The following is a 20,299-nucleotide window of genomic DNA, read 5'->3' on the forward strand; positions in this document are numbered from 1 at the left end:
GTGTCGCGCAATATCGCGGCAACCCGCGGCTTCTACTGTGGCGAGAGCGGTAGTGGAGCGAGGTGTGGCGTGGATCTGGATACGATTCGGGATGTGATAACGGCTCGAGAGCGGGCTGACCTGGCTTTTGTGGATGGGGCCAGTGGGGTGCTCGCCGGGGGGACGTTTCTGTACTCCGAGCCGCAGGAGGGGTTGGATCGGCTGGTCGATATCACCGGGTTCGGGTGGCCCGCGTTGACGGCGACGGACGAGGGGTTGGAGATCGCGGCTACCTGCACGTTGGCGGAGTTTGCCGGGGCGGTGCCGGGACGGGAGTTGGGGGTGGAGTTGTTGCGGGCGGACTGGCCGGGGACGGGATTGTTCGCGCGAGCGTGCCGGGCATTGGTCGCATCGCACAAGATCTGGCGGACCGCGACGGTTGGTGGGAATGTGTGTTTGTCCTTGCCCGCGGGCGCGGTATCGGGTGCCCTGGTGGCGTTGGACGGCGTTGCGCTGGTGTGGTCGCCAGATGGCAGCGATCGGCGGATTCCCTTGCGAGAGTTCACGCTCGGGCCGGGACGTAACGCACTCACCTCCGGTGAGGTGTTGCGATCGATCACCGTCCCGATGCGAAGCCTGCACGCGCGCACCGCTTTCCGGAAGATCGCGCTGGCTCCGCTCGGTCGTTCGGGCGCGGTCGTCATGGGGCGTCGCGAGGTGGACGGCCGGTGCGCGGTCACCATCACCGCCGCCACCGGTCGACCGGTTGTGCTGGATTTCGTTGCGACACCTGGTGATAGCGAAGTGTCGGCCGCGATCGAGGCCATCGATCCGACGCTGTGGTTCGACGATCCGCACGGCGCACCGGACTGGCGCTGTCACGTCAGCGGTGTGCTGGCGCGGGAGGTGGCCGCCGAGCTACGCGGCGAAGCCGGTGATGCGCAATGAAATTCGAGGTCGACGGCAAGACTGTGCGGGCTGATCCGCGACCGGGCCAATGCCTGCGCACGCTGCTGCGCGAGCAGGGCGTCTTCGCGGTGAAGAAGGGCTGCGACGCGGGGGACTGCGGTGCCTGCACCGTTGCGCTCGACGGTGTGCCGGTGCACTCCTGCATCATTCCCGCCTACCGCGCCGCCGATCGCAGCATCACCACCGCCGCCGGCCTCGGCAGCGTCGAGGAGCCACATCCGGTGCAACAGCGATTCGTGAACTCGGCCGCCTTCCAATGCGGCTTCTGCACCGCTGGCATGGTGGTCACCGCCGCGGGCCTCGGCTGCGGCGGACCGGCGGCCCCGGATGCGGGCGCGCTGCCCGAGCTGATGAAGGGCAACCTGTGCCGCTGCACCGGCTATCGCCCGATCGCCGATGCGCTGACCGGTCTGGCTGCCGACACCACCGTCGGCCTCGATCAGGATGCGGTCTCGGCGGGCAGGCGAATGCGCGGCGGCACGGCCGAGTCGCGGATCGATACCGCCGTCGTCGGTGATGCGACCGCGGACACCGTCGCGGCGGTCGGCCGGGTCGCGGCGGGCGATGCCACGGCAGTCGAGCACACCGCCTTCGGACGAGCGGGCACCGGCGTCGGCGCACCTGCTGGACCTCGGATCGTCACGGGCAATGAACCGTTCACCTTCGACGTCTCGCCACAGGACGCACCGACCACCACGGATGCCCCGCCCATTGCACCCCTGCATATCGCGGTCCTACCGAGCCCACATCCACACGCGCGGATCGTCTCCATCGATACCACCGCGGCCGAGGCACTGCCCGGCGTGCACGCGGTGCTCAGCTACGCCGATGCGCCGGATATCGCGTTCTCGACCGGCCGCCATGAACTTCGCGCCGACGATCCCGACGACACCTACGTGCTCGATCGCACGCTGCGATTCGTCGGCCAGCGGGTTGCCGCCGTGGTGGCGGAGAGCATGGAGATCGCCCGTGCGGGCTGCCGTGCGCTGGCGGTCGAGTACGAGATTCTGCCCGCGGTTTTCGATCCGGCCGAGGCATTGCTTGCGGAAGCACCGAAACTGCATCGGGGAAAGCCGGATTCGGCTCGCATTGCCGATACCGAGCGGAATCTGATCGCCGAGGTGGACGGCGAGGTCGGCGATGTGGCGGCGGGTCTGGCCGCGGCGGCGCAGGTGGTCAGCGGTGTCTGGCATTCGCCGCGCGGCCAGCACGTACATCTGGAAACCCACGGGGGCATCGGCTGGTTGGACGAGGACGGCAGGCTGGTCATCCGGTGCAGCACCCAGGTGCCGTTCCTGGTTCGCGACGAGCTGTGCCACCTGTTCGGGCTGCCGCGGGATCGCGTGCGGGTCTTCGCCAAGCGGGTCGGCGGCGGGTTCGGGGCCAAGCAGGAGATGCTGGCCGAGGATCTGATCGCGCTGGCCGTGCTGCGCACCGGGCGACCCGTCCAGTACGAATTCACCCGGTCCGACGAATTCACCAGCGCCACGTGCCGTCATCCGATGCGGGTCGCGGTCACCGCGGGCGCGGATGCCGACGGTGTGCTGACCGCGCTCTCGATCGACGTGCTCGCCGATGCCGGTGCCTACGGCAATCACAGTGCGGGCGTCATGTTCCACGGTGTCGGCGAATCCGTCGAGGTCTATCGCTGCGCCAATAAGCGCGTCCGGGCAAAAGCGGTCTACACCAACAACGTTCCCTCCGGCGCCTTTCGCGGCTACGGCCTCGGGCAGATCATCTTCGGCATCGAATCGGCCATGGACGAACTGGCGCGCGCACTCGGCATCGACCCGTTCGAATTCCGCCGACGCAATGTGGTGGTGCCCGGCGATGAGTTCGTCGGCGCCGAAGTCGACCGGGGTGATCTGGCATTCGGCAGCTACGGCCTCGATCAATGCCTCGACCTGGCCGAGCGAGCCATACTGCGCGGCAATGGAGTTCCCACACCCGGCCCGGACTGGCGGGTCGGCACCGGCATGGCACTGGCCATGATCGCCACCATCCCGCCGCGCGGCCACCGAGGCGAGGCCACCGCCACGCTGCTGCCCGACGGACGCTACGAGATCCGCATCGGCACAGTGGAATTCGGCAGCGGCACGACAACAGTGCACGCCCAGCTCGCGGCGACGGCATTGCATACCGATGTGCGCCGCATCGTGATTCGCCAGTCCGACACCGATGTCGTCGGCCACGACACCGGAGCCTTCGGCTCGACCGGCATCACGGTCGCCGGCAAGGCCTGCTACGCCGCGGCCGTGGCCTTGCGCGAACACATCCTGGTCCGGGCGGCGAAACTGACCGATCGCTCCGAGGCGGAATGCGTCCTCGAACCGGCGGGTGTCCGCTGCGGCGACCGGCTGGTCGGTGTCGCCGAACTACTGGCCGACGGCGAGTTGTCCGGACACGGCGAACACGCGGGCAGCCCGCGTTCGGTCAGCTTCAATGTGCAGGCATTCCGGGTCGCCGTGCGGCCGGCGACCGGGGAGGTGCGCATCCTGCACTCGGTCCAGGCCGCCGATGCGGGCACGGTGCTCAACCCGGTGCAGTGTCGCGGCCAGGTGGAGGGCGGGGTCGCGCAGGCCATCGGCACCGCGCTCTACGAGGACATGCGCTCCGACCAGGGCGTGGTGACGACGCAGACGCTGCGGCACTACCACATCCCGCAGCTCGCCGACCTGCCGCGCACCGCGGTCTACTTCGCCGAAACCGTCGATGACCTGGGCCCCCTCGGCGCCAAGTCGATGAGTGAATCGCCGTACAACCCGGTCGCCCCCGCGTTGGCGAATGCCATCCGCGATGCTGTCGGGGTACGCCAGACCCGTTTGCCGATGACGGCCGACCGGATCTGGCGAGCACTTCAGGAAGGAGATCACGGGTGATTTCCCCGCGACGCGAGCGTCAGGCCCGGAGGAGGCAGCGTGCGTAACCATGGAGGGCCCGGGAGCGGCGCAAATCCAACACAGCTACCCGAGAACGTCCGCGCGGGTATCGACGCGATGCTCGACGCGGTCGACGCCGATCTGCGCACCCGCTATCCGGGCCCCGACGGCCGGGTCCAGCCGATTCATACCGCCTATGTGCCCGCCGACCGCGCCACGGCCGACACCCCCGCCGAATGGGGTGCGGTGGCGACCGAACTTCTTGATCGCCACTACGATCTGCTCGCCGAACTCGACCACACCGACGCCCTGCCCACCGTGCGCGCACAACTCGAACGGCACCCGATCCAGGATCTGCGCATCGACTTCGAGGACGGCTACGGATTCCGGGCCGATACCGAGGAGGACAAGGCCGCGACAAATGCGGGCACGGTGCTCGCGGAATGGGCGAAGCTGCCCGGTGGGCCGACGAGTCTGGGTATCCGGATGAAGGGTCTGGCCGGCTCCGAACGCGCCCGCGCGCTGCGCACCCTCGAGCTCGTATTGGCTGCGGCGGGCGGTGTACCAGCGGGTTTCGTTTTCACCGTGCCGAAAATCCGTGCGGTGGAACAGGCTTCGGCACTGGTGGCGCTGTGCGAAGGATTCGAGCGCGGTTTCGGACTCGATGCGGGCACGTTGCGGTTCGAACTGCAGATCGAGAGCCCGCAGGCGATCATCGCCGCCGATGGCAGCGCCCCGATCGCCAGGATGATCGGTCTGTCCGAGGGACGCTGCAGCGCACTGCATTTCGGCACCTATGACTACACCGCGGCATGCGGGATCGCCGCACCCGATCAGGCGCTCGACCACCCCGCCGCGGACTATGCGAAGTCGGTCATGCAGGTCGCCGCGGCCCAAACGGGCGTGTGGGTCTGCGACGGCTCCACCCAGATCGTGCCGGACGGCGAACCGGAAGCCGCACTGCGCAACCACCATCGGCTGGTCAGCCGGGCCCTGCGCCTCGGTTACTACCAGGGCTGGGATATGCACCCCGGCCATCTGATCACCCGCTGGCTGGCCACCTACGAGTTCTTCCGGCAGGCCATCGATGTCGCGGTACCACGCCTGGTGGCCTATCTCGATCGACGTTCCGGCGGCGTGCTGGACGAGCCCGCGACCGCGGAGGCCTTGGCCGCCACCGTTTTGCGCGGTCTACACTGCGGTGCTCGTAGCGCCGACGAATTGCGTTCGCTCGCACCGGCATTGACCCCGGAGGTATTGGGTGCGCTGGTCGCACGTGCGCCGATTCCGCAGGAACCGGCGTGAAATGCGGCCATACGACGATCGGCTATTGGTGGGCCACGCGGTGACCTCGCGCGGTACCGAACATTCGGCGGCTCGCGGCAATCGGAACCTCGTCACGCGCGGCAGTCGGTGTCACGTCACGCGCGGCCCGAACCGGATGCGGGATTCCCGCGCGAAACAGGAGGTGCGATGAGTGCGGTATCGCGAAGCGATTCGATGCGGGGCGATGGTCGGGTGACGGGTGGGCACGACCCGGTCGAGGTAGACGATTTCACGCTACTGCCAGATCTGGCGGTCCGCCCGCTCGGCGCAGCGGTGATCTGGGCCAACGATGAATTCTTCGCGGAGAAGGAGAATTTGATCAATCCGGGCCCGTCGGAATACCGGCCGTCGACCTTCGGACACAAGGGCCAGATCTACGACGGCTGGGAAACCCGCAGGCACCGCGGCCGCCCCGGCGACGACTCCGCCATCGTGCGCCTCGGCGTGCCCGGCGTGATCCGCGGCATCGTGGTGGACACCGCCTGGTTCAAAGGCAACTATCCGCCAGCGATTTCGGTCTCCGCACTCGAGATCGAGGGCTATCCGCCCGCGCAAGCCATTGCCGACCGCGATGATTGGGTGACCCTGATCGACCATGCCCCGGTATCCGGTGACAGCCGCAATCCCTTCGTCATCGAGAACGAAAAGCGCTGGACCCATGTGAAGCTCACCATGCATCCGGACGGCGGTGTGGCCCGGCTGCGCGTGCACGGCGAGGGCAGGCCCGATCCGAGGCTGCTCGGCCTCGGCCCGCTCGACCTGGCCGCGCTGGAGAACGGTGCTCTGGTCCTGGACTGCTCCAACCGCTTCTACAGTTCGCCGAACCAGCTGCTCTATCCGGGACTGGCCAGGAAGATGGGTGATGGCTGGGAAACCGCCCGCCGCCGCGACGACGGCAATGACTGGGTGCGTATCCGGCTCGCCGGTCCCGGCCTCATCCGGCTCGCCGAGATCGATACGTCGTACTTCCTCGGCAATAGCCCCGGCTCCGCCCGGCTCACCGGACACACCAATGACGGCACCGAACTCGAATTGCTGCCGCGCACCGAACTGCTGCCCGATACCAGGCACCGATTCGCGATCGCGCCGATGGCGGCCTCGGTGGAGGAGGTCCGACTGGATATCTATCCCGACGGCGGTCTCGCGCGGCTGCGCCTCTATGGAGAACTCGGGGGATGAGCGACACCGACATGAATCAGCGAGACTTCATCGGATACGGACCGACACCGCCGGATCCGCAATGGCCGGGCGATGCGAAGATCGCCGTTCAATTCGTCCTCAATTACGAAGAGGGTGCGGAGAACAGCGTGCTGGACGGCGACCCGCATTCGGAGACCTTTCTCTCGGAAATGACTCCGGCACAGGCCTTTCCGAACCGTCACAGGAGCATGGAATCGCTCTATGAGTACGGCTCCCGCGCCGGACTGTGGCGGGTCCTGCGTGCCTTCGAACGCCGCGATCTGCCGCTGACCATTTTCGCCGTCGCCCGTGCCATGCAGCGAAATCCGGAGGCGGTGGCCGCTTTTCAGGAACTCGGCCACGAAATCGCCAGCCACGGCCTGCGCTGGCGGTCCTACCAACTCACCGACCGCGACACCGAGCGCGCGCATATGGCCGAGGCCGTGCGCATCCTCACCGAGCTGACCGGTTCGGCCCCGCTCGGCTGGTACACCGGCCGCGACTCCCCGCACACCAGGGAACTGGTGGTCGAACACGGCGGATTCGTCTACGACTCCGACTCCTACGCCGATGACCTCCCGTACTGGGTGACCGTGCACGGCCGCAACCACCTGGTGGTCCCCTACACCCTCGATACCAACGACATGCGCTTCGCCTCACCCGCGGGCTTTCCCAGCGGCGACCAATTCTTCGCCCACCTCCGCGACGCCTTCGACACCCTCTACCGCGAAGGTGCCGAGGGCAGCCCGAAAATGCTCTCGATCGGCCTGCACTGCCGAATTGTCGGCCGTCCGGCCCGCATCGCTGCCCTCGAGCACTTCTTGGACCACGTCCAATCCCACAATGACGTCTGGATCACCCGCCGCATAGACATAGCCGAGCACTGGCGCCACACTCACCCGCCGGTGGGCACCAACTGACCCTGGTCCGAGCGCCAACGAATGCCGCGGAATCAGGAACGGGCGCCGGGGCCATTCGGCGCAGCCGTGTCAGGCGAACAGACCGCGCACGAACGGCAGCGAATCCGGCAGCGACGCATTGACCGTCCCGTCGTGATCCTCGAAATAGGTGTGCAATGTGACCGGCTGCCGGTTGACCATGAGCACCGCCGCGAATCGCAGCGTTTCCGGCGTGATCACATCCGTATCGCGTAGGCCCTGCCCGAGGAACAGCGGCTTGTCGTAACCGGATTCGGGCAGGCCCAGGTATTCGTGCAGCAGTGTGTGCACGTTCGGAATCTGCGCGAGCGGCCGTGCGAACAGATCGCCGATCAGGACGCCGCTGGCGCCGAGCTCATTGTGCAGCGGGGTGACGCACACATCGCGCGCCCGGGCGAGCCATGCGCGTCCGGAGTCGGTCAGCAAGGACTCGATGTCCAGCTCGGGGTAGGTCGTGCGCAATCCGTTCAGGATGTAGAGCACGTACGCGGTGCTGTACGGGTTCAGCTTGATCGGCGGCACACCCGGCCCGAGCAGCTGCAGAACATCCTCGATATACGCGGGCACGCCGGTGCCGACCGCACCGCGATAGTCGAGCTCCGGCCCGCCGAATTCGGTCGCGTACCGCGCGGTGGACACCGCCGCGCCACCGCCCTGTGACTGTCCGACGACCACCCATTTCTTCGCCAGCGACGAGTACTGCCCGGTGGCGGCCTCGACCGCGTCGACGACGTTGTGCGCCGCCACGCGTCCGTCGAGGTAGGGATGTTCGCCGGACGTACCGAGTCCGGCGTAGTCCGCAGCCACGATCGCGTAGCCCTGCGCCAGCCAGGTCCCCAGATACGCCCAGTCCCGTTCGACGGCGCTGGGCCCGGCGATGCTGTAGGCGCAGTTGTCGCCGAGCCCGACCGTGCCATGCGCCCACGCGATCACCGGCCAGCCGCCCTCGGGGGCCGGACCGGGCGGGAAGTAGACCGCGGCGCTGGCCACCGTCGGCGCGTCGTTCACGGTGGTGGTCGAGTACAAGAGGCGGCTGGAGTCCACCGAACCCGGCAGCGTGGCAACTGCGGCAAGTGGTGCGACGGATACGACGGTGCCGGGACCGGCCTGGTCGGCGCCCGCCGCGGGCAGTCGCAGCAGGCTCGCGCCGCATGCGACGGCGATCGCCGTGGTGAACCACAGTTTCCGCATAGCGCTCCTATCGGGCGTCCACGGTGAACTGGCCGCCCGCCCGAGGGGTCGAATGTCGCACCAGTCTGCCCGATCGTGTGCCCGGTCACTCGCTCGGAGGTGGCGGAGGCCACACGAGTGCGTGTGAACGTCCTCACAGCGCGGAATGCCGGGCGCGTCGGATGGCCGTACCCGGTGCGGTCGCTAACAGTACGAGCGTTACGCTAAAACCGCATGTCAGCGCTACCAGCGGGTAGGTTTCACGCGTGCAATTTGCAGGCTAATTTCGCAAAGTTAGCAATGACCAGTCGAAACCTAGCTCGGATTCACACTTGCAACAGGTAGACGGCTATTTCCTGGTGTGCCATCGTGTGGAAGTACACCCCATGGGCCTAGCAAGCCTGCAAATTGCCGCCACAGCAGTTCGAGCGATGCTCGACCGTGGGGCACCGAAACGAAGAAGTGGAGTCAGAGATGTCGAACGTCGGCACCCCGAAGACCGCTGCCGAGATCCAGCAGGATTGGGACACCAACCCGCGCTGGAAGGGCATCACCCGCAACTACACCGCCGAGCAGGTGTCGAAGCTGCAGGGCACTGTCGTCGAAGAGGCCACCCTCGCCCGTCGTGGCTCGGAGATCCTCTGGGACCTCGTCAACAACGAGGACTACATCAACTCCCTCGGCGCCCTCACCGGTAACCAGGCGGTCCAGCAGGTCCGTGCCGGCCTGAAGGCCATCTACCTGTCCGGTTGGCAGGTCGCCGGTGACGCGAACCTGTCCGGTCACACCTACCCGGACCAGTCGCTGTACCCGGCCAACTCGGTGCCGTCCGTGGTCCGCCGCATCAACAACGCGCTGCTGCGCGCCGACGAGATCGCCAAGGTCGAGGGCGACACCTCCGTCCAGAACTGGCTGGCCCCCATCGTCGCCGACGCCGAGGCCGGCTTCGGTGGCGCGCTGAACGCCTACGAACTGCAGAAGGCCATGATCGCCGCCGGTGCCGCCGGTGTGCACTGGGAGGACCAGCTGGCCTCCGAGAAGAAGTGTGGCCACCTGGGCGGCAAGGTGCTGATCCCGACCCAGCAGCACATCCGCACCCTGACCTCCGCGCGTCTGGCCGCCGACGTCGCCGACGTGCCGTCGGTGATCATCGCCCGCACCGACGCCGAGGCCGCCACCCTGATCACCTCGGACGTGGACGAGCGCGACCGTGAGTTCCTGGACGGCACCCGCACCGCCGAGGGCTTCTTCGGTGTGCAGAACGGCATCGAGCCCTGCATCGCGCGTGCCAAGGCCTACGCCCCCTACGCCGACCTCATCTGGATGGAGACCGGTGTGCCGGACCTCGAGGTCGCCCGCAAGTTCGCCGAGTCCGTCCGCGGCGAGTTCCCGGACCAGCTGCTGGCCTACAACTGCTCGCCGTCCTTCAACTGGAAGGCGCACCTGGACGACGCGACCATCGCGAAGTTCCAGCGTGAGCTGGGTGCCATGGGCTTCAAGTTCCAGTTCATCACCCTGGCGGGCTTCCACTCGCTCAACTACGGCATGTTCGACCTGGCCTACGGCTACGCCCGCGAGGGTATGACCGCCTTCGTCGACCTGCAGGAGCGCGAGTTCAAGGCCGCCGCCGAGCGTGGCTTCACCGCCATCAAGCACCAGCGTGAGGTCGGTGCCGGTTACTTCGACACCATCGCCACCACCGTGGACCCGAACACCTCGACGGCGGCCCTGAAGGGTTCCACCGAAGAGGGCCAGTTCCACTGAGCTCGACCAGCCCGCAGTAATGCAGGCCGATAGCCCCCTATAGGGGTGTACCGCCCTCCCCGCTGAACAGCCCCAGCGGGGAGGGCATCCCTATACCTTGGACCATCGAAGGTCTCGCTCACATCCGAGCGTCCTTCGCCACCAGCCACCCGACAGCCAGACAAAACCAGCAGGAGCGGGACGTGAGCAGCGAGAAGATTCAGCGCGTCGGCATCATCGGTGCCGGACAGATGGGTGCGGGAATCGCGGAGGTCTGCGCGAGGGCGCATATCGACGTGCTCGTCTACGAACAGACTCGGGAACTAGCCGCGGCGGGCCGCGCTCGCATCCTGCGCTCGCTGGACCGTGGCGTGAGCAGTGGCAAGATCACCGAGCGCGAACGCGAACAGGCCGCGTGGCGCCTGCGGTTCACCTCCGACCTCGGCGATTTCGCCGACCGCCAACTGGTGGTCGAGGCGGTGCTCGAGGACGAGAAGGTGAAGACCGCCATCTTCGCCGAACTCGACAAGGTCGTCACCGATCCGGACGCCGTACTGGCCTCCAACACCTCCTCCATTCCGATCATGAAGATCGCCGTCGCCACCGCCAATCCGGAGCGCGTTGTCGGCATGCACTTCTTCAACCCGGTGCCGGTGCTGCCGCTGGTCGAGCTGGTCACCACGCTGAAGACCAGCGAGGCGGTGTCCGCGCGCGCCGAGGCCTTCGCCAGCGATGTGCTCGGCAAGCAGATCGTGCGCTCGGCCGACCGCTCCGGCTTCGTGGTGAACGCGCTGCTGGTGCCGTACCTGCTCTCGGCCATCCGGATGGTCGAATCCGGCTTCGCCACCAAGGAAGACGTCGACAAGGCGATGGTGCTCGGCTGTGCCCACCCGATGGGACCGCTGGCACTGACCGACCTGGTCGGCCTCGACACCGTGAAGTCCATCGCCGACTCCATGTACCAGGAGTTCAAGGAGCCGCTGTACTCGGCGCCGCCGCTGCTGATGCGCATGGTCGAGGCCGGACTGCTCGGCAAGAAGACCGGTGCGGGCTTCTACCAGTACAAGGTCTGATCTGATCGCGTCGCTCCTGGTCTCGGCACCGTGCTGGTGGTTGCCTCGCAACCCCCGACGAGTGAGCCTTACGAGCGACGTTGGCCCGTCTCGCGGCCGGAGCGGTCGAAACGACTCGACGTAGTCACGAGTCTCGACCGCTCGGTCGCGAGATACCGGGGGCCGCGAACACGCGGCGCCGCAGGCGCCGCAAATCGGACAGAGCCGATGCCGTTCTCGGCATAGGCTGCAAGAAGGTCGGGTCTTGGCTAGCGGCTCGGCCGAAAACCGAGAGCGCAGCGCTGTTGCGGGGTCTGGGTCGTGGACACCGCGCAGGTGATCGAAAGGGAGTACCCCGCTCATGGTCAACGTTCAGGACGGATACGGGTCGAGCATCCTCGGCTACCCGAGGATCGGGCCGCATCGCGAACTCAAGCGGGCACTCGAGGGCTATTGGCACGGCGGGATCTCCCGTGACGAATTGCTCGCGGTCGGTCGCGACATCCAGGAGCGGCAGTACAACGGTCTCGCCGCCACCGGTCTGACCCAGGTCCCGGGCAACACCTTCTCCTTCTACGACCACATCCTCGACAATGCGCTGCTGTTCGGTGCGGTGCCCGCGCGGTTCAAGCCGTTCCAGGACGAACTGCACCCGCTGGACTTCTACTTCCTGATGGCGCGCGGTCGCCCGGATCTGCCGCCGCTGGAGCTGGTGCGGTTCTTCGGCACCAACTACCACTACCGCCAGCCCGAACTCGATGAGAACACCGAATTCTCGCTGCACCCGGAGGCTTTGCTCGACGAATGGGATCGCGCGAAGGCGCGCGATATCGAACTGCGCCCGGTGGTGGTCGGTCCGGTGTCGCTGCTGCTGCTGTCCAAGGCGGGCCATATCCCCGGTGAAGCAGGCGGTTTCGACACGCTGAGCCTGCTCGACAAGCTGCTTCCGGTGTACGAGGAGCTGTTCGAAATCCTCGCCAAGCGCGGGTCCACCTGTGTGCAGTTGGACGAGCCGTGCTTCACCAGTGAGCGCACCCCGGCCGAATTGGCCGCATTCGAGCGTGCCTACCACCGGCTTTCGACGGCGGCGCTGCGCCCGCGCATGCTCGTCACCGGGCAGTACGGCGATTTCGGTGAGGCGCTGCGGATTCTGGCCGAGACCAATGTCGAGGCCATCGGAGTGGATCTGGCCAGCTATCGGATCCAGCCCGAAGAGCTCGCCGAAATTCCCGGCATTCGACGTAAGCGCCTGTACGCGGGCGTGATCAGCGGCCTCAATGTCTGGCGCGCAGATCGCTACGTGACGCTCGAATACCTCAACGAGTTGGCCGAGGTCTGCCCCGATCTGGTGGTGTCCACCGGCACGACGCTGCTGCACGTGCCCTATGACGTGCTCGCAGAATACGACATCGAGGGCCATGTCGCCGATCGCCTCGCCTTCGCGCAGCAGAAGGTGGGCGAGGTGGTTTCGCTCGCCAAGGCGCTGACCGAGGGCCCGTCGGACAAGTGGCGCAAACGGCCGACCGAGGTGCACTTCAAGCAGAAACACGCGGTGCGGCAACGGGTTTACGCGATCACGCCCGATATGCGTACCCGCGAACCCTATGAGGTGCGTCGCGAAGCCCAGCAGCGCAAGCTGAATCTTCCATTGGTGCCCGCCACCACGCTGGGCTCGTTCCCGCAGACCGCCAAGATTCGCCAGGCCCGCTACGACCTCGGTCAGGGCAAACTGTCCTATGACGAATACCGCAAGAAGATCGAGGCCGAGATCGAGGCCACGATCCGTCTGCAGGAGGACATCGGCCTCGATGTGCTCGTGCACGGCGAACACGAGCGCAATGACATGATCCAGTACTTCGCCGAGCTGCTCGACGGCTTCGCGACCACGCACTTCGGCTGGGTGCAGGTGTACGGATCGCGTTGTGTGCGACCGCCGATCATCTACGGCGATGTCTCGCGGCCCGCGCCGATGTCGGTCGAGTGGATCAGCTACGCCCAGTCGCTGACCGATCGGCCGGTCAAGGGCATGGTCACCGGTCCGGTCACCATGATCGCGCGTTCGTTCGTGCGCCAGGACCAGCCGCTCTACGAAACCGCCGACCAGGTCGCGCTGGCCATTCGCGATGAGGTCGTCGATCTCGAACGTGCGGGTATTTCGATCATCCAGGTCGACGAGCCCGCCATTCGCGAGCTGCTACCCATGCGCCCGACGGGGCGCGCCGAATACCTGCGCTGGGCGGTCGCGGCCTTCCGCTTGGCGACCTCCGGAGTCGGGCCGGAGACCCAGATCCATACGCATATCGGCTATTCCGGGCGCACCGAGGTGGTCGACGCGATCGAGGAACTCGATGCCGATGTCACCGCGATCGTGGCCACCCGCTCGATCGAATGGGTGCTGAAGGCGCTCAAGGAAGACTCCGCCTCGGGCCACGGCCTGAGCCACGGTGTTGGTCCCGGTGTCTACGAAAGCCGTTCGGCGCGCATCCCGGACATCGATGAGCTCGACGAATTGCTCACCGCCGCGGCGGCAGCCGTGACGCCGGAACGGTTGTGGGCGAATCCGGACGGCGGTTTGAAGACCCGCCACTACTGGCAGCTGGAGCCCTCGCTGCGCAATATGGTCGCGGCGGCGCGCCGGGTCCGGCGGCGGGCGGCCGCGGCGGAGTAAGCACCGAAGCAGCAGGCCGCCTTCACATCTCACGATGTGGAGGCGGCCTTTCGCTGGGCGTGATCGACGGCATATTCAATTCGGTACGGTTCGTACCGTAATATTCGGGTATGGCTGATCAGGCTTGGCCCGAGTCGTTGCCGGTGGCGCAGGTTCGTATTGCCCGGCCCACCGATCGGCTAGCGGAGGTCGTGCGGTTCTACGTCGAGGGGTTAGGACTGCGCGAGCTCTACCGATTCGAAAACCACGCGGGCTATGACGGAGTAATGCTCGGACTGCCAGGGACCGGGTATCACCTGGAGTTCACCACGCATGTGGACGGCAGCCCGGGCACGGCGCCCAGTGCGGAAAACCTACTGGTGCTGTACTTCTCGAACGAGTCACAGATGTTCGACGTGGCACAGCGACTCGGCGAATTCGGCGTTGAGCCCGTTCCCGCCGAGAATCCGTATTGGGCCGCCAACGGCGGCCTGACCTTCCCTGATCCGGATGGTTGGCGCGTTGTGCTGATGCCACGTCCGGTGTTCTGATGCCCGGCCGCGCCCGCGAAGACCGAATCGATATCGCGATCCTCGCGGCGGCCCGAGAGCTATTGGACGAGAACGGCTATGCCGAATTATCCATCGGCGGGGTAGCGGCCAGAGCCGGTCTGCACCGGCCCGCGATCTACCGCCGCTGGCCATCGAAACGGCACCTGGTGGTCGATGTCGTGGCCGACCTGCTCGGTCTGCAACCCACGCCGGACACCGGTGACCTGCGCGCCGACCTGACCGTCGCAATGCGGAATCTGGTTGCGGCACTGCGCGATACCTCACTCAGCCGGGTATTGCCCGCGCTGGTCGCCGATCTCGCCAATGACCAGGACCTCCGTGCGCATTTCCTGGCCACGGTGTTCGAACCGCGCAGGCACAGCACCGCGATCGCACTGCGATCGGCGATCCGCCGTGGCGAAATCGATCCGAATACCGACCTGGATTTCGTCCTGGATGCCGTCGTCTCCCCGATCTACTACCGAGCCCTCTTCGGTCACCTACCGCTGACCGACCACCTCGCCGACCAGTCGGTCGACGCCGTGCTCCGCGCGATCGTCCGCTGACCGGTGCCCAACCGCAGCGGGCGGGATGAACCGCCCGGTTCCCGGTGTTGATCCGGTGACCTCTGTCGCAACACTGCCATCGGGAGCCCAACAGTATGTCCTCAGGAGCACTGGCTGACGCGAGAACCCTCCGGCTCGGCATCGCACCGCACCGGTTGTGGCCCGATGATGCCGACGATCTGGATGACATCGTCAAAACCGCCCGTACCGCAGAACAATTGGGCTTCGACCATATTATTGCGGGTAGTCATGTGCTCGCGGGTGAGCTCGGGGTCACGCACGATCCGCTGATCATGCTGTCGGCGATCGCCGGTGCGACCTCGCGCATCGGCATCGCGACCAGTGTGCTGATCCTGCCGTTGTACAACCCGGTCGTGCTGGCACATCAAACCGCGACGCTCGACCGGCTGTCGCGTGGCCGGTTCACGCTCGGTATCGGGACGGGTTGGGATCGTACCGAATTCGATGCGGTCGGGGTGGCGTTCGGTACGCGCGGACGCCGAACCGACGAGCAGTTGGAGTCGATCACCGCGTTGTGGCGCGGTGAGTCCGAGCCGCGCATCGGCGTAGCGCCGTACACAGCCGGTGGACCACCGGTGTGGGTCGGCGGACGCAGCGATGCCGCGATGCGCCGAACTGTGCGCTTCGGCAGCGCGTGGCACGGTTCGGTCGCCGATCCCGCCGAACTGCATCGAATCCGACACCGGCTCACCGAACTCGCCGAGGCATCGGACATCGAAGCGAAACCGCTGCGAATGACCTCGGTGGCGTTCGTGGTCCCACCGGGATTCGATGCCATCGACCATGATCCCGGGCGATTGCTCGGCGGCCCCGGGCCATCGGCCGCGAGCATTGCCGACGAACTCGGCGCGCTGGCCGACGCCGGACTCGACGCCTGCTCGATCTGGCTGCCGGTACCGGCTCCCGCATTCGCCGACGCGATGAGTTGGATCGCCCAAGAGGTGCTGCCCCAACTCGAAAAGCGCTGATCCCGTTGCGTGTTCGACGCCGGTTCAGTGGCTCAGGGCGGCGACCGCGAGCATGAGGGCAGCGCCGGTGACGGTGCAGGCGAGGGTCAGGCGGGAGGGGTGTTCGGCGTGTGCCTCGGGGAGGATATCGGCGGTGGCCAGGTAGAGCAGGAAACCGGCGAAGTAGCCGAGGTAGAGGCCGGCGGTTTCGGCGGGAACGCGGATGACGGTGCCGATGACCGCGCCGACGACCGGTGCGATCGCGTCGAGGGTGAGCAGGATGATGGCGCGCTTGCGGGCGCTGCCGTAGAGGGTGGTGATGGTGAAAGTGTTGAAGCCGTCGGCGAAGTCGTGACAGATGACGGCGATGGCGACCGCGACGCCGACGGTGGCCCCCGCCTGGAAACCCAGACCGATGCCGAGGCCGTCGAGGGTGCTGTGGAAGATCAGCCCGGCCGCCGCGAGTAGTCCGACGGATTCGAAACCGTGCTTGTGCGTGCCGAATTCGCGTTCGTGACCGGTATGGATGGCGACCGCGCGTTCGATCACGTGGATGGTCACGAAGCCGACGACAGTCGCGATGAGCGCCGCCGGAACCCCGAGTGCGCTGTGTCCCTGCTGCGCCAATGCCTCGGGCAGCAGGTCGAAGAACACGACCCCCAACATGACGCCCGCCGCCAACCCGAGTACCAGATGCCTGCGGTCGCCGATCCGAACCGCCACCAGCCCGCCGACCAGCGTCGAGCACATCGAAACCAGCGCAAGCAGAATCGCCATCGGTCCAGCATCTGCCACCGATCCGCAGCACAATGCGATATCCGTCCTGCGTGTTCGTGGGCAGCCTGGGCATTCACGTTCGCCGGGCATGCGCCTGACAACCTGGCATCAAGTTCGTGGGGCATTCGCCTGCGGCGTGGGCCTGTGGCTGGGCATTGCGTTCGCGGGTTGTGGGCCTGTGGCTAGGCATTACGTTCGCGGGCCATGCGCCTGTGGCTAGGCATTGCGTTCGCGGGTTGTGGGCCTGTGGCTAGGCATTACTCGCCGGTCATGCGCCTGCGGCCGGGCATCACGTTGGTGGGCATTCGCCTGCTGCTATGGGCGCGGGCCTGCGACTAAGTCGGCGAAACGAGCGCGGCGAGGGCGCGCAGACCGGCGGTGATATCGGCGGCGGTGGGGGCGTGTTGGGGGTCCACCAGATGTTGGGCCAGCAGGCCGCCGATCATGGTCTGCAGCACGTCGCCGAGTCGAGAGTCCGGCTCGGCCGGGCCGAACAGGTCGGCGAGGCCTGCGCGCGCCGAGGCCTGCGCGGAGCCGAACTCGGCGCGCAGTTCGGGGGAGTGCAGCGCCTGGGCGAGGCTTTCGACATTGGCCGACCACAGCGCGGAATTCTCGGTGAACGAAGTGATCAGCCGCTCGAGGAAGTCAAGCAGGCGGGCGGCCGGATCGGCGGCGGCGCGGTCGGGCAGTGACTCGAGTATCTGCTGCACCGCGGCCGCGCTCGACTCCATCATCGCCTGATTGAGCAGCTTGTCGCGGGTGCCGAAGTGGTAGTTGATGGCGGCCAGATTGCTGCCGGAGGCGGCCACGATATCGCGCACGGTGGTGCGCGCGTAACCGCGTTCGGCCAGGCATTGTTTGGCCGCGGCGAGCAGATCTTCTCGGGTTCCCACGGTCGCACCCTATCAGTCCGGCATACATCTGTTTGTGACGAACGTTTCAAACACACGTCTGTGACAAGCGTTTGAAACAGTTGTATGTTGAGGGCACCGCCCGCTCCGATACAGGAGGTACGAGATGACCACGCAGCGACCGATTTCCCCCTTCGAGACGACCTACTTCGACTCCGGCAGCAAGCTCGGCAGCGTGCCGACCGGCGATATGCCGCTGTTCATCGGCTCCACCGTGCACGGTTCGCTCGATATCGAGATCCTGCGCCGCGTCCTCGATGAACTGTCGGCCGCGCATCCGCTGCTGCGCAGTAAGCCGGTGACCGACGCGGACAATGTGCTGCACTTCGTTCGAGACGACGCTTACCGACCGCGCCTCGAGGTCGGCGATGGCGGCGAAGCCGAATATCTGAATCTGGTGAACGGGCCACGGGATTGGCGCGACGGTCTGTTCCGCGCCCATCTACTGCGCGACCGTGATCGGGATCAGATCGTCCTGGTCGTTCATCACGGCATCTCCGACGGCAGATCGGCTTTCGCGTTGCTGGCGCAGATGTGGCAGCGCTACACCGCGCACGCGACCAGAACGGCATTGCCGCAACCGGAATCGGATCAGGGGCTGCCCGAGGCCATCGATGACCAACTCGCCGCGGTCATCTCGGACGCCGAGGTCGCCGATTGGCTCGACGAGCTCCGGGCCGGCGCCGCGACCATGGGGCCGGAATCCGCACCGCGCACCCTGCCGCAGGACGGCGGCGGTGCGGATCCGCTCGGTCGTTTCGCGGTACAGCGCATCGAACTGGACGCCGAGGAAACCCGTGCGCTCGTCGATGCGGCTCGCACACACGGCCTTTCGGTCAACAGCCTGCTCGGCGGCGCGGGCCTGATCGCATTCCGCTCCCAGCTCGAGCCAGCCACCGGACCGCTGCCGATGTTCTGCGGACACGCCGTTGACGTGCGGTCCGAGGTGCATCTGCCCGCGAGCACCATGCTCAACTGCGCATCCGGCGTGGGTACCCCCGCGATGGTCTCGCACGATACGAGCCCGATCGAGGTCGCGCACCAAGTGGCCGCGGGTATGCGCGCCGCGCAGGAGCAGCGCGCAGCCGCGGTCTTCCTACTTGCCGCGCAACGCGTCCTGGACGCGTCGACCGCCGCGATGCTGTCGGCCGCGCCGACCCTCGCGATCTCCAATATCGGTCGCCTGCCAGCGCATTCGACACCCGATGGCATCCGGATCATTCGCGACGATGTGTATGCGATGGGTCCCGGTATGCCACCCAAGCTGACCATATTCACGGTCGGCGAACGGCTCACTGTTCAGGTCGAATACGACACCGCGCACCACAGCCGAGCGCAGCTGGGCAAGGTGAGTCTGGCGCTGATCGCCGCACTCCAAGGCATCAGCGGCGCCTAGCCGGGTGTTATTCGGTCGGCGGCCGCCGACTGCCGGTGAGACGAATGGTCAGCTGTCGGGTCCACTTTCGTTGCTTCTTCGGCGGCCGCTCGGTCTTATCGGCATCGGTATCCGCCTCGACCTCGTAGCGACGGATGTAGGCGCTGGCGAACGCCTGCACCGTCGCGGTGACCGGAATCGCCAGCAGCGCACCGGTCGGCCCGAGGATCGCGGCACCCGCGATGACCGCGCCGAATGCGACGGCCGGATGCATATCCAGTGTGGTCGCGGTGATTCTCGGTTGCAGGACATAATTTTCGAACTGCTGGTACACCAGGATGAAGCCGAGAATCCACAGCGCGCTGGATGGGTTGTGGACCAGCGCGACGAGCACCGGCAACGCACCGGCGAGGTAGGTGCCCACGGTCGGGATGAACTGCGAGACAACGCCGACCCACAATGCCAGCGCGAAGGCGGACGGCACATCGAGCACGCGCAGTGCGACATAGTGCGCGATCGTGGAGCACAGTGCGAGCAGCCCACGCGAATAGATGTAGCCGCCGGTCTTTTCGACGGCGATATCCCAGGCGCGCAACACCTGTCGCTGGCGGTGCGGCGGCAGCACTGAGCTGACCGCATTGCGGAAGCGCGGTCCGTCGGCGGCGAAGTAGTAGGTGAACAACAGCACGCCGAGGGCCTGGAAGATCGCACCGATCGCAGCGGTGCCCACGCCCCAGGCATTGCCGGCCAGTCCGACCAGATAGCGGTCGATGGTGGAACTCCACTCACCGAGATACTTCTGGACATCGTCGCTGGACAGATGGGTTTTGAAGGTGCGATTGACCCAGTCGATGGCCTGATCCGCATTGTCTGGCGCGTTTTTGACCAATGTGGTGACCTGGTCGACGAGCAGCGCGCCGAGCGTCCACACGAATGCGACGGTCGCCGCGGTGAGCAGCAGGAAGACGATTCCGGTCGCCAGCCCGCGCCGTACCCCGCGCGCGGCAAGCCAATTCACCGCGGGCTCGATGGCGAATGCCAGGAACAGCGAAACCAGCAGAACCCGCAGAAAGCCCTGCAACTTCTGCAGCACCCAGAAGCCGAATACCAGCCCGGCCACCGTCGCCGCGGCGAGCAGGAACGCCCGCAACAGCCATGGCGGCGGACCCGCCGTCACATCGGCAGTGACCACCGCCGTTTCGGCGGGCGGCGTTCGATTCTCATCCGCAGGCACACCGCCAAGCTACTGAACCGGACACGAATTCGCGC

Annotated in this window: 16 protein-coding genes; 12 read left to right on the forward strand and 4 right to left on the reverse strand. The window is 66.6% G+C overall.

The features are described from left to right. Positions 1-93 precede the first annotated feature (93 nt). The 5 genes from ACQP0C_RS04335 to puuE all read left to right on the forward strand — a co-directional run bounded on the left by ACQP0C_RS04335 (position 94) and on the right by puuE (position 7,252). On the forward strand, positions 94-927 hold the full coding sequence (locus tag ACQP0C_RS04335; protein ID WP_433730781.1) for an FAD binding domain-containing protein: 834 nt from the start codon (positions 94-96) through the stop codon (positions 925-927). Then, entirely contained in the window at positions 924-3,827 is a 2,904-nt protein-coding gene (locus ACQP0C_RS04340) for a molybdopterin-dependent oxidoreductase (protein WP_433730783.1), read from the forward strand. The genes ACQP0C_RS04335 and ACQP0C_RS04340 overlap by 4 nt, the downstream gene beginning before the upstream one ends. A 117-nt stretch (positions 3,828-3,944) precedes the next feature. Next, positions 3,945-5,132, forward strand: coding sequence for a DUF6986 family protein (locus ACQP0C_RS04345; protein WP_433734428.1), 1,188 nt, complete (start codon positions 3,945-3,947; stop codon positions 5,130-5,132). 195 nt (positions 5,133-5,327) lie between these two features. Further along, positions 5,328-6,332: an allantoicase gene (gene alc, locus ACQP0C_RS04350; protein WP_433734429.1), complete on the forward strand. Its 1,005-nt coding sequence runs from the start codon at positions 5,328-5,330 to the stop codon at positions 6,330-6,332. Then, on the forward strand, positions 6,329-7,252 hold the full coding sequence (gene puuE, locus ACQP0C_RS04355) for an allantoinase PuuE (protein WP_433730785.1): 924 nt from the start codon (positions 6,329-6,331) through the stop codon (positions 7,250-7,252). The genes alc and puuE overlap by 4 nt, the downstream gene beginning before the upstream one ends. 69 nt (positions 7,253-7,321) lie before the next feature. Here puuE and ACQP0C_RS04360 read toward each other — a convergent pair whose 3' ends face one another. Continuing rightward, on the reverse strand, positions 7,322-8,461 hold the full coding sequence (locus tag ACQP0C_RS04360; protein WP_433730788.1) for a lipase family protein: 1,140 nt from the start codon (positions 8,459-8,461) through the stop codon (positions 7,322-7,324). A gap of 453 nt (positions 8,462-8,914) precedes the next feature. Between ACQP0C_RS04360 and aceA the strand changes: the two genes are divergently transcribed. The 6 genes from aceA (at position 8,915) to ACQP0C_RS04390 (ending at position 15,988) form a co-directional block, all read left to right on the forward strand. Continuing rightward, complete coding sequence (gene aceA, locus ACQP0C_RS04365) at positions 8,915-10,204, forward strand: isocitrate lyase (RefSeq protein ID WP_355179415.1); 1,290 nt, start codon at positions 8,915-8,917, stop codon at positions 10,202-10,204. A 182-nt stretch (positions 10,205-10,386) separates the two neighbouring features. Continuing rightward, on the forward strand, positions 10,387-11,256 hold the full coding sequence (locus tag ACQP0C_RS04370; protein ID WP_433730790.1) for a 3-hydroxybutyryl-CoA dehydrogenase: 870 nt from the start codon (positions 10,387-10,389) through the stop codon (positions 11,254-11,256). 340 nt (positions 11,257-11,596) lie between these two features. Next, a complete protein-coding gene (gene metE, locus ACQP0C_RS04375) occupies positions 11,597-13,903 on the forward strand; it encodes a 5-methyltetrahydropteroyltriglutamate--homocysteine S-methyltransferase (protein ID WP_433730792.1) in 2,307 nt (768 codons plus the stop codon). Positions 13,904-14,013: 110 nt separating this feature from the next. After that, positions 14,014-14,433: a VOC family protein gene (locus ACQP0C_RS04380; protein ID WP_433682391.1), complete on the forward strand. Its 420-nt coding sequence runs from the start codon at positions 14,014-14,016 to the stop codon at positions 14,431-14,433. Next, positions 14,433-14,999, forward strand: coding sequence for a TetR/AcrR family transcriptional regulator (locus tag ACQP0C_RS04385; protein WP_433730794.1), 567 nt, complete (start codon positions 14,433-14,435; stop codon positions 14,997-14,999). The genes ACQP0C_RS04380 and ACQP0C_RS04385 overlap by 1 nt, the downstream gene beginning before the upstream one ends. 95 nt (positions 15,000-15,094) lie before the next feature. Next, positions 15,095-15,988, forward strand: a complete 894-nt coding sequence (locus ACQP0C_RS04390) for an LLM class flavin-dependent oxidoreductase (RefSeq protein WP_433730796.1) — start codon at positions 15,095-15,097, stop codon at positions 15,986-15,988. 24 nt (positions 15,989-16,012) lie between these two features. On the opposite strand, the gene ACQP0C_RS04395 is transcribed toward ACQP0C_RS04390, so the two are convergent. Together ACQP0C_RS04395 and ACQP0C_RS04400 are read right to left on the reverse strand one after the other, a co-directional pair. Next, on the reverse strand, positions 16,013-16,744 hold the full coding sequence (locus ACQP0C_RS04395; RefSeq protein ID WP_433730798.1) for a ZIP family metal transporter: 732 nt from the start codon (positions 16,742-16,744) through the stop codon (positions 16,013-16,015). A 335-nt stretch (positions 16,745-17,079) separates the two neighbouring features. Further along, a complete protein-coding gene (locus ACQP0C_RS04400) occupies positions 17,080-17,637 on the reverse strand; it encodes a TetR/AcrR family transcriptional regulator (protein ID WP_433730800.1) in 558 nt (185 codons plus the stop codon). 124 nt (positions 17,638-17,761) lie between these two features. Here ACQP0C_RS04400 and ACQP0C_RS04405 point away from each other — a divergent pair, with 124 nt between their 5' ends. Then, positions 17,762-19,051 (forward strand): phthiocerol/phthiodiolone dimycocerosyl transferase family protein, encoded by a 1,290-nt coding sequence (locus ACQP0C_RS04405; RefSeq protein ID WP_433730802.1) that lies wholly within the window; start codon positions 17,762-17,764, stop codon positions 19,049-19,051. 7 nt (positions 19,052-19,058) lie between these two features. On the opposite strand, the gene ACQP0C_RS04410 is transcribed toward ACQP0C_RS04405, so the two are convergent. Continuing rightward, positions 19,059-20,264 carry an AI-2E family transporter gene (locus ACQP0C_RS04410; protein ID WP_433730804.1) on the reverse strand — a complete coding sequence of 402 codons (1,206 nt, stop codon included), beginning with the start codon at positions 20,262-20,264 and terminating at the stop codon, positions 19,059-19,061. Positions 20,265-20,299: the final 35 nt, after the last annotated feature.

Origin of the sequence: Nocardia sp. CA-129566 (assembly GCF_050956075.1) — a bacterium.
Classification (GTDB): Bacteria; Actinomycetota; Actinomycetes; order Mycobacteriales; family Mycobacteriaceae; genus Nocardia.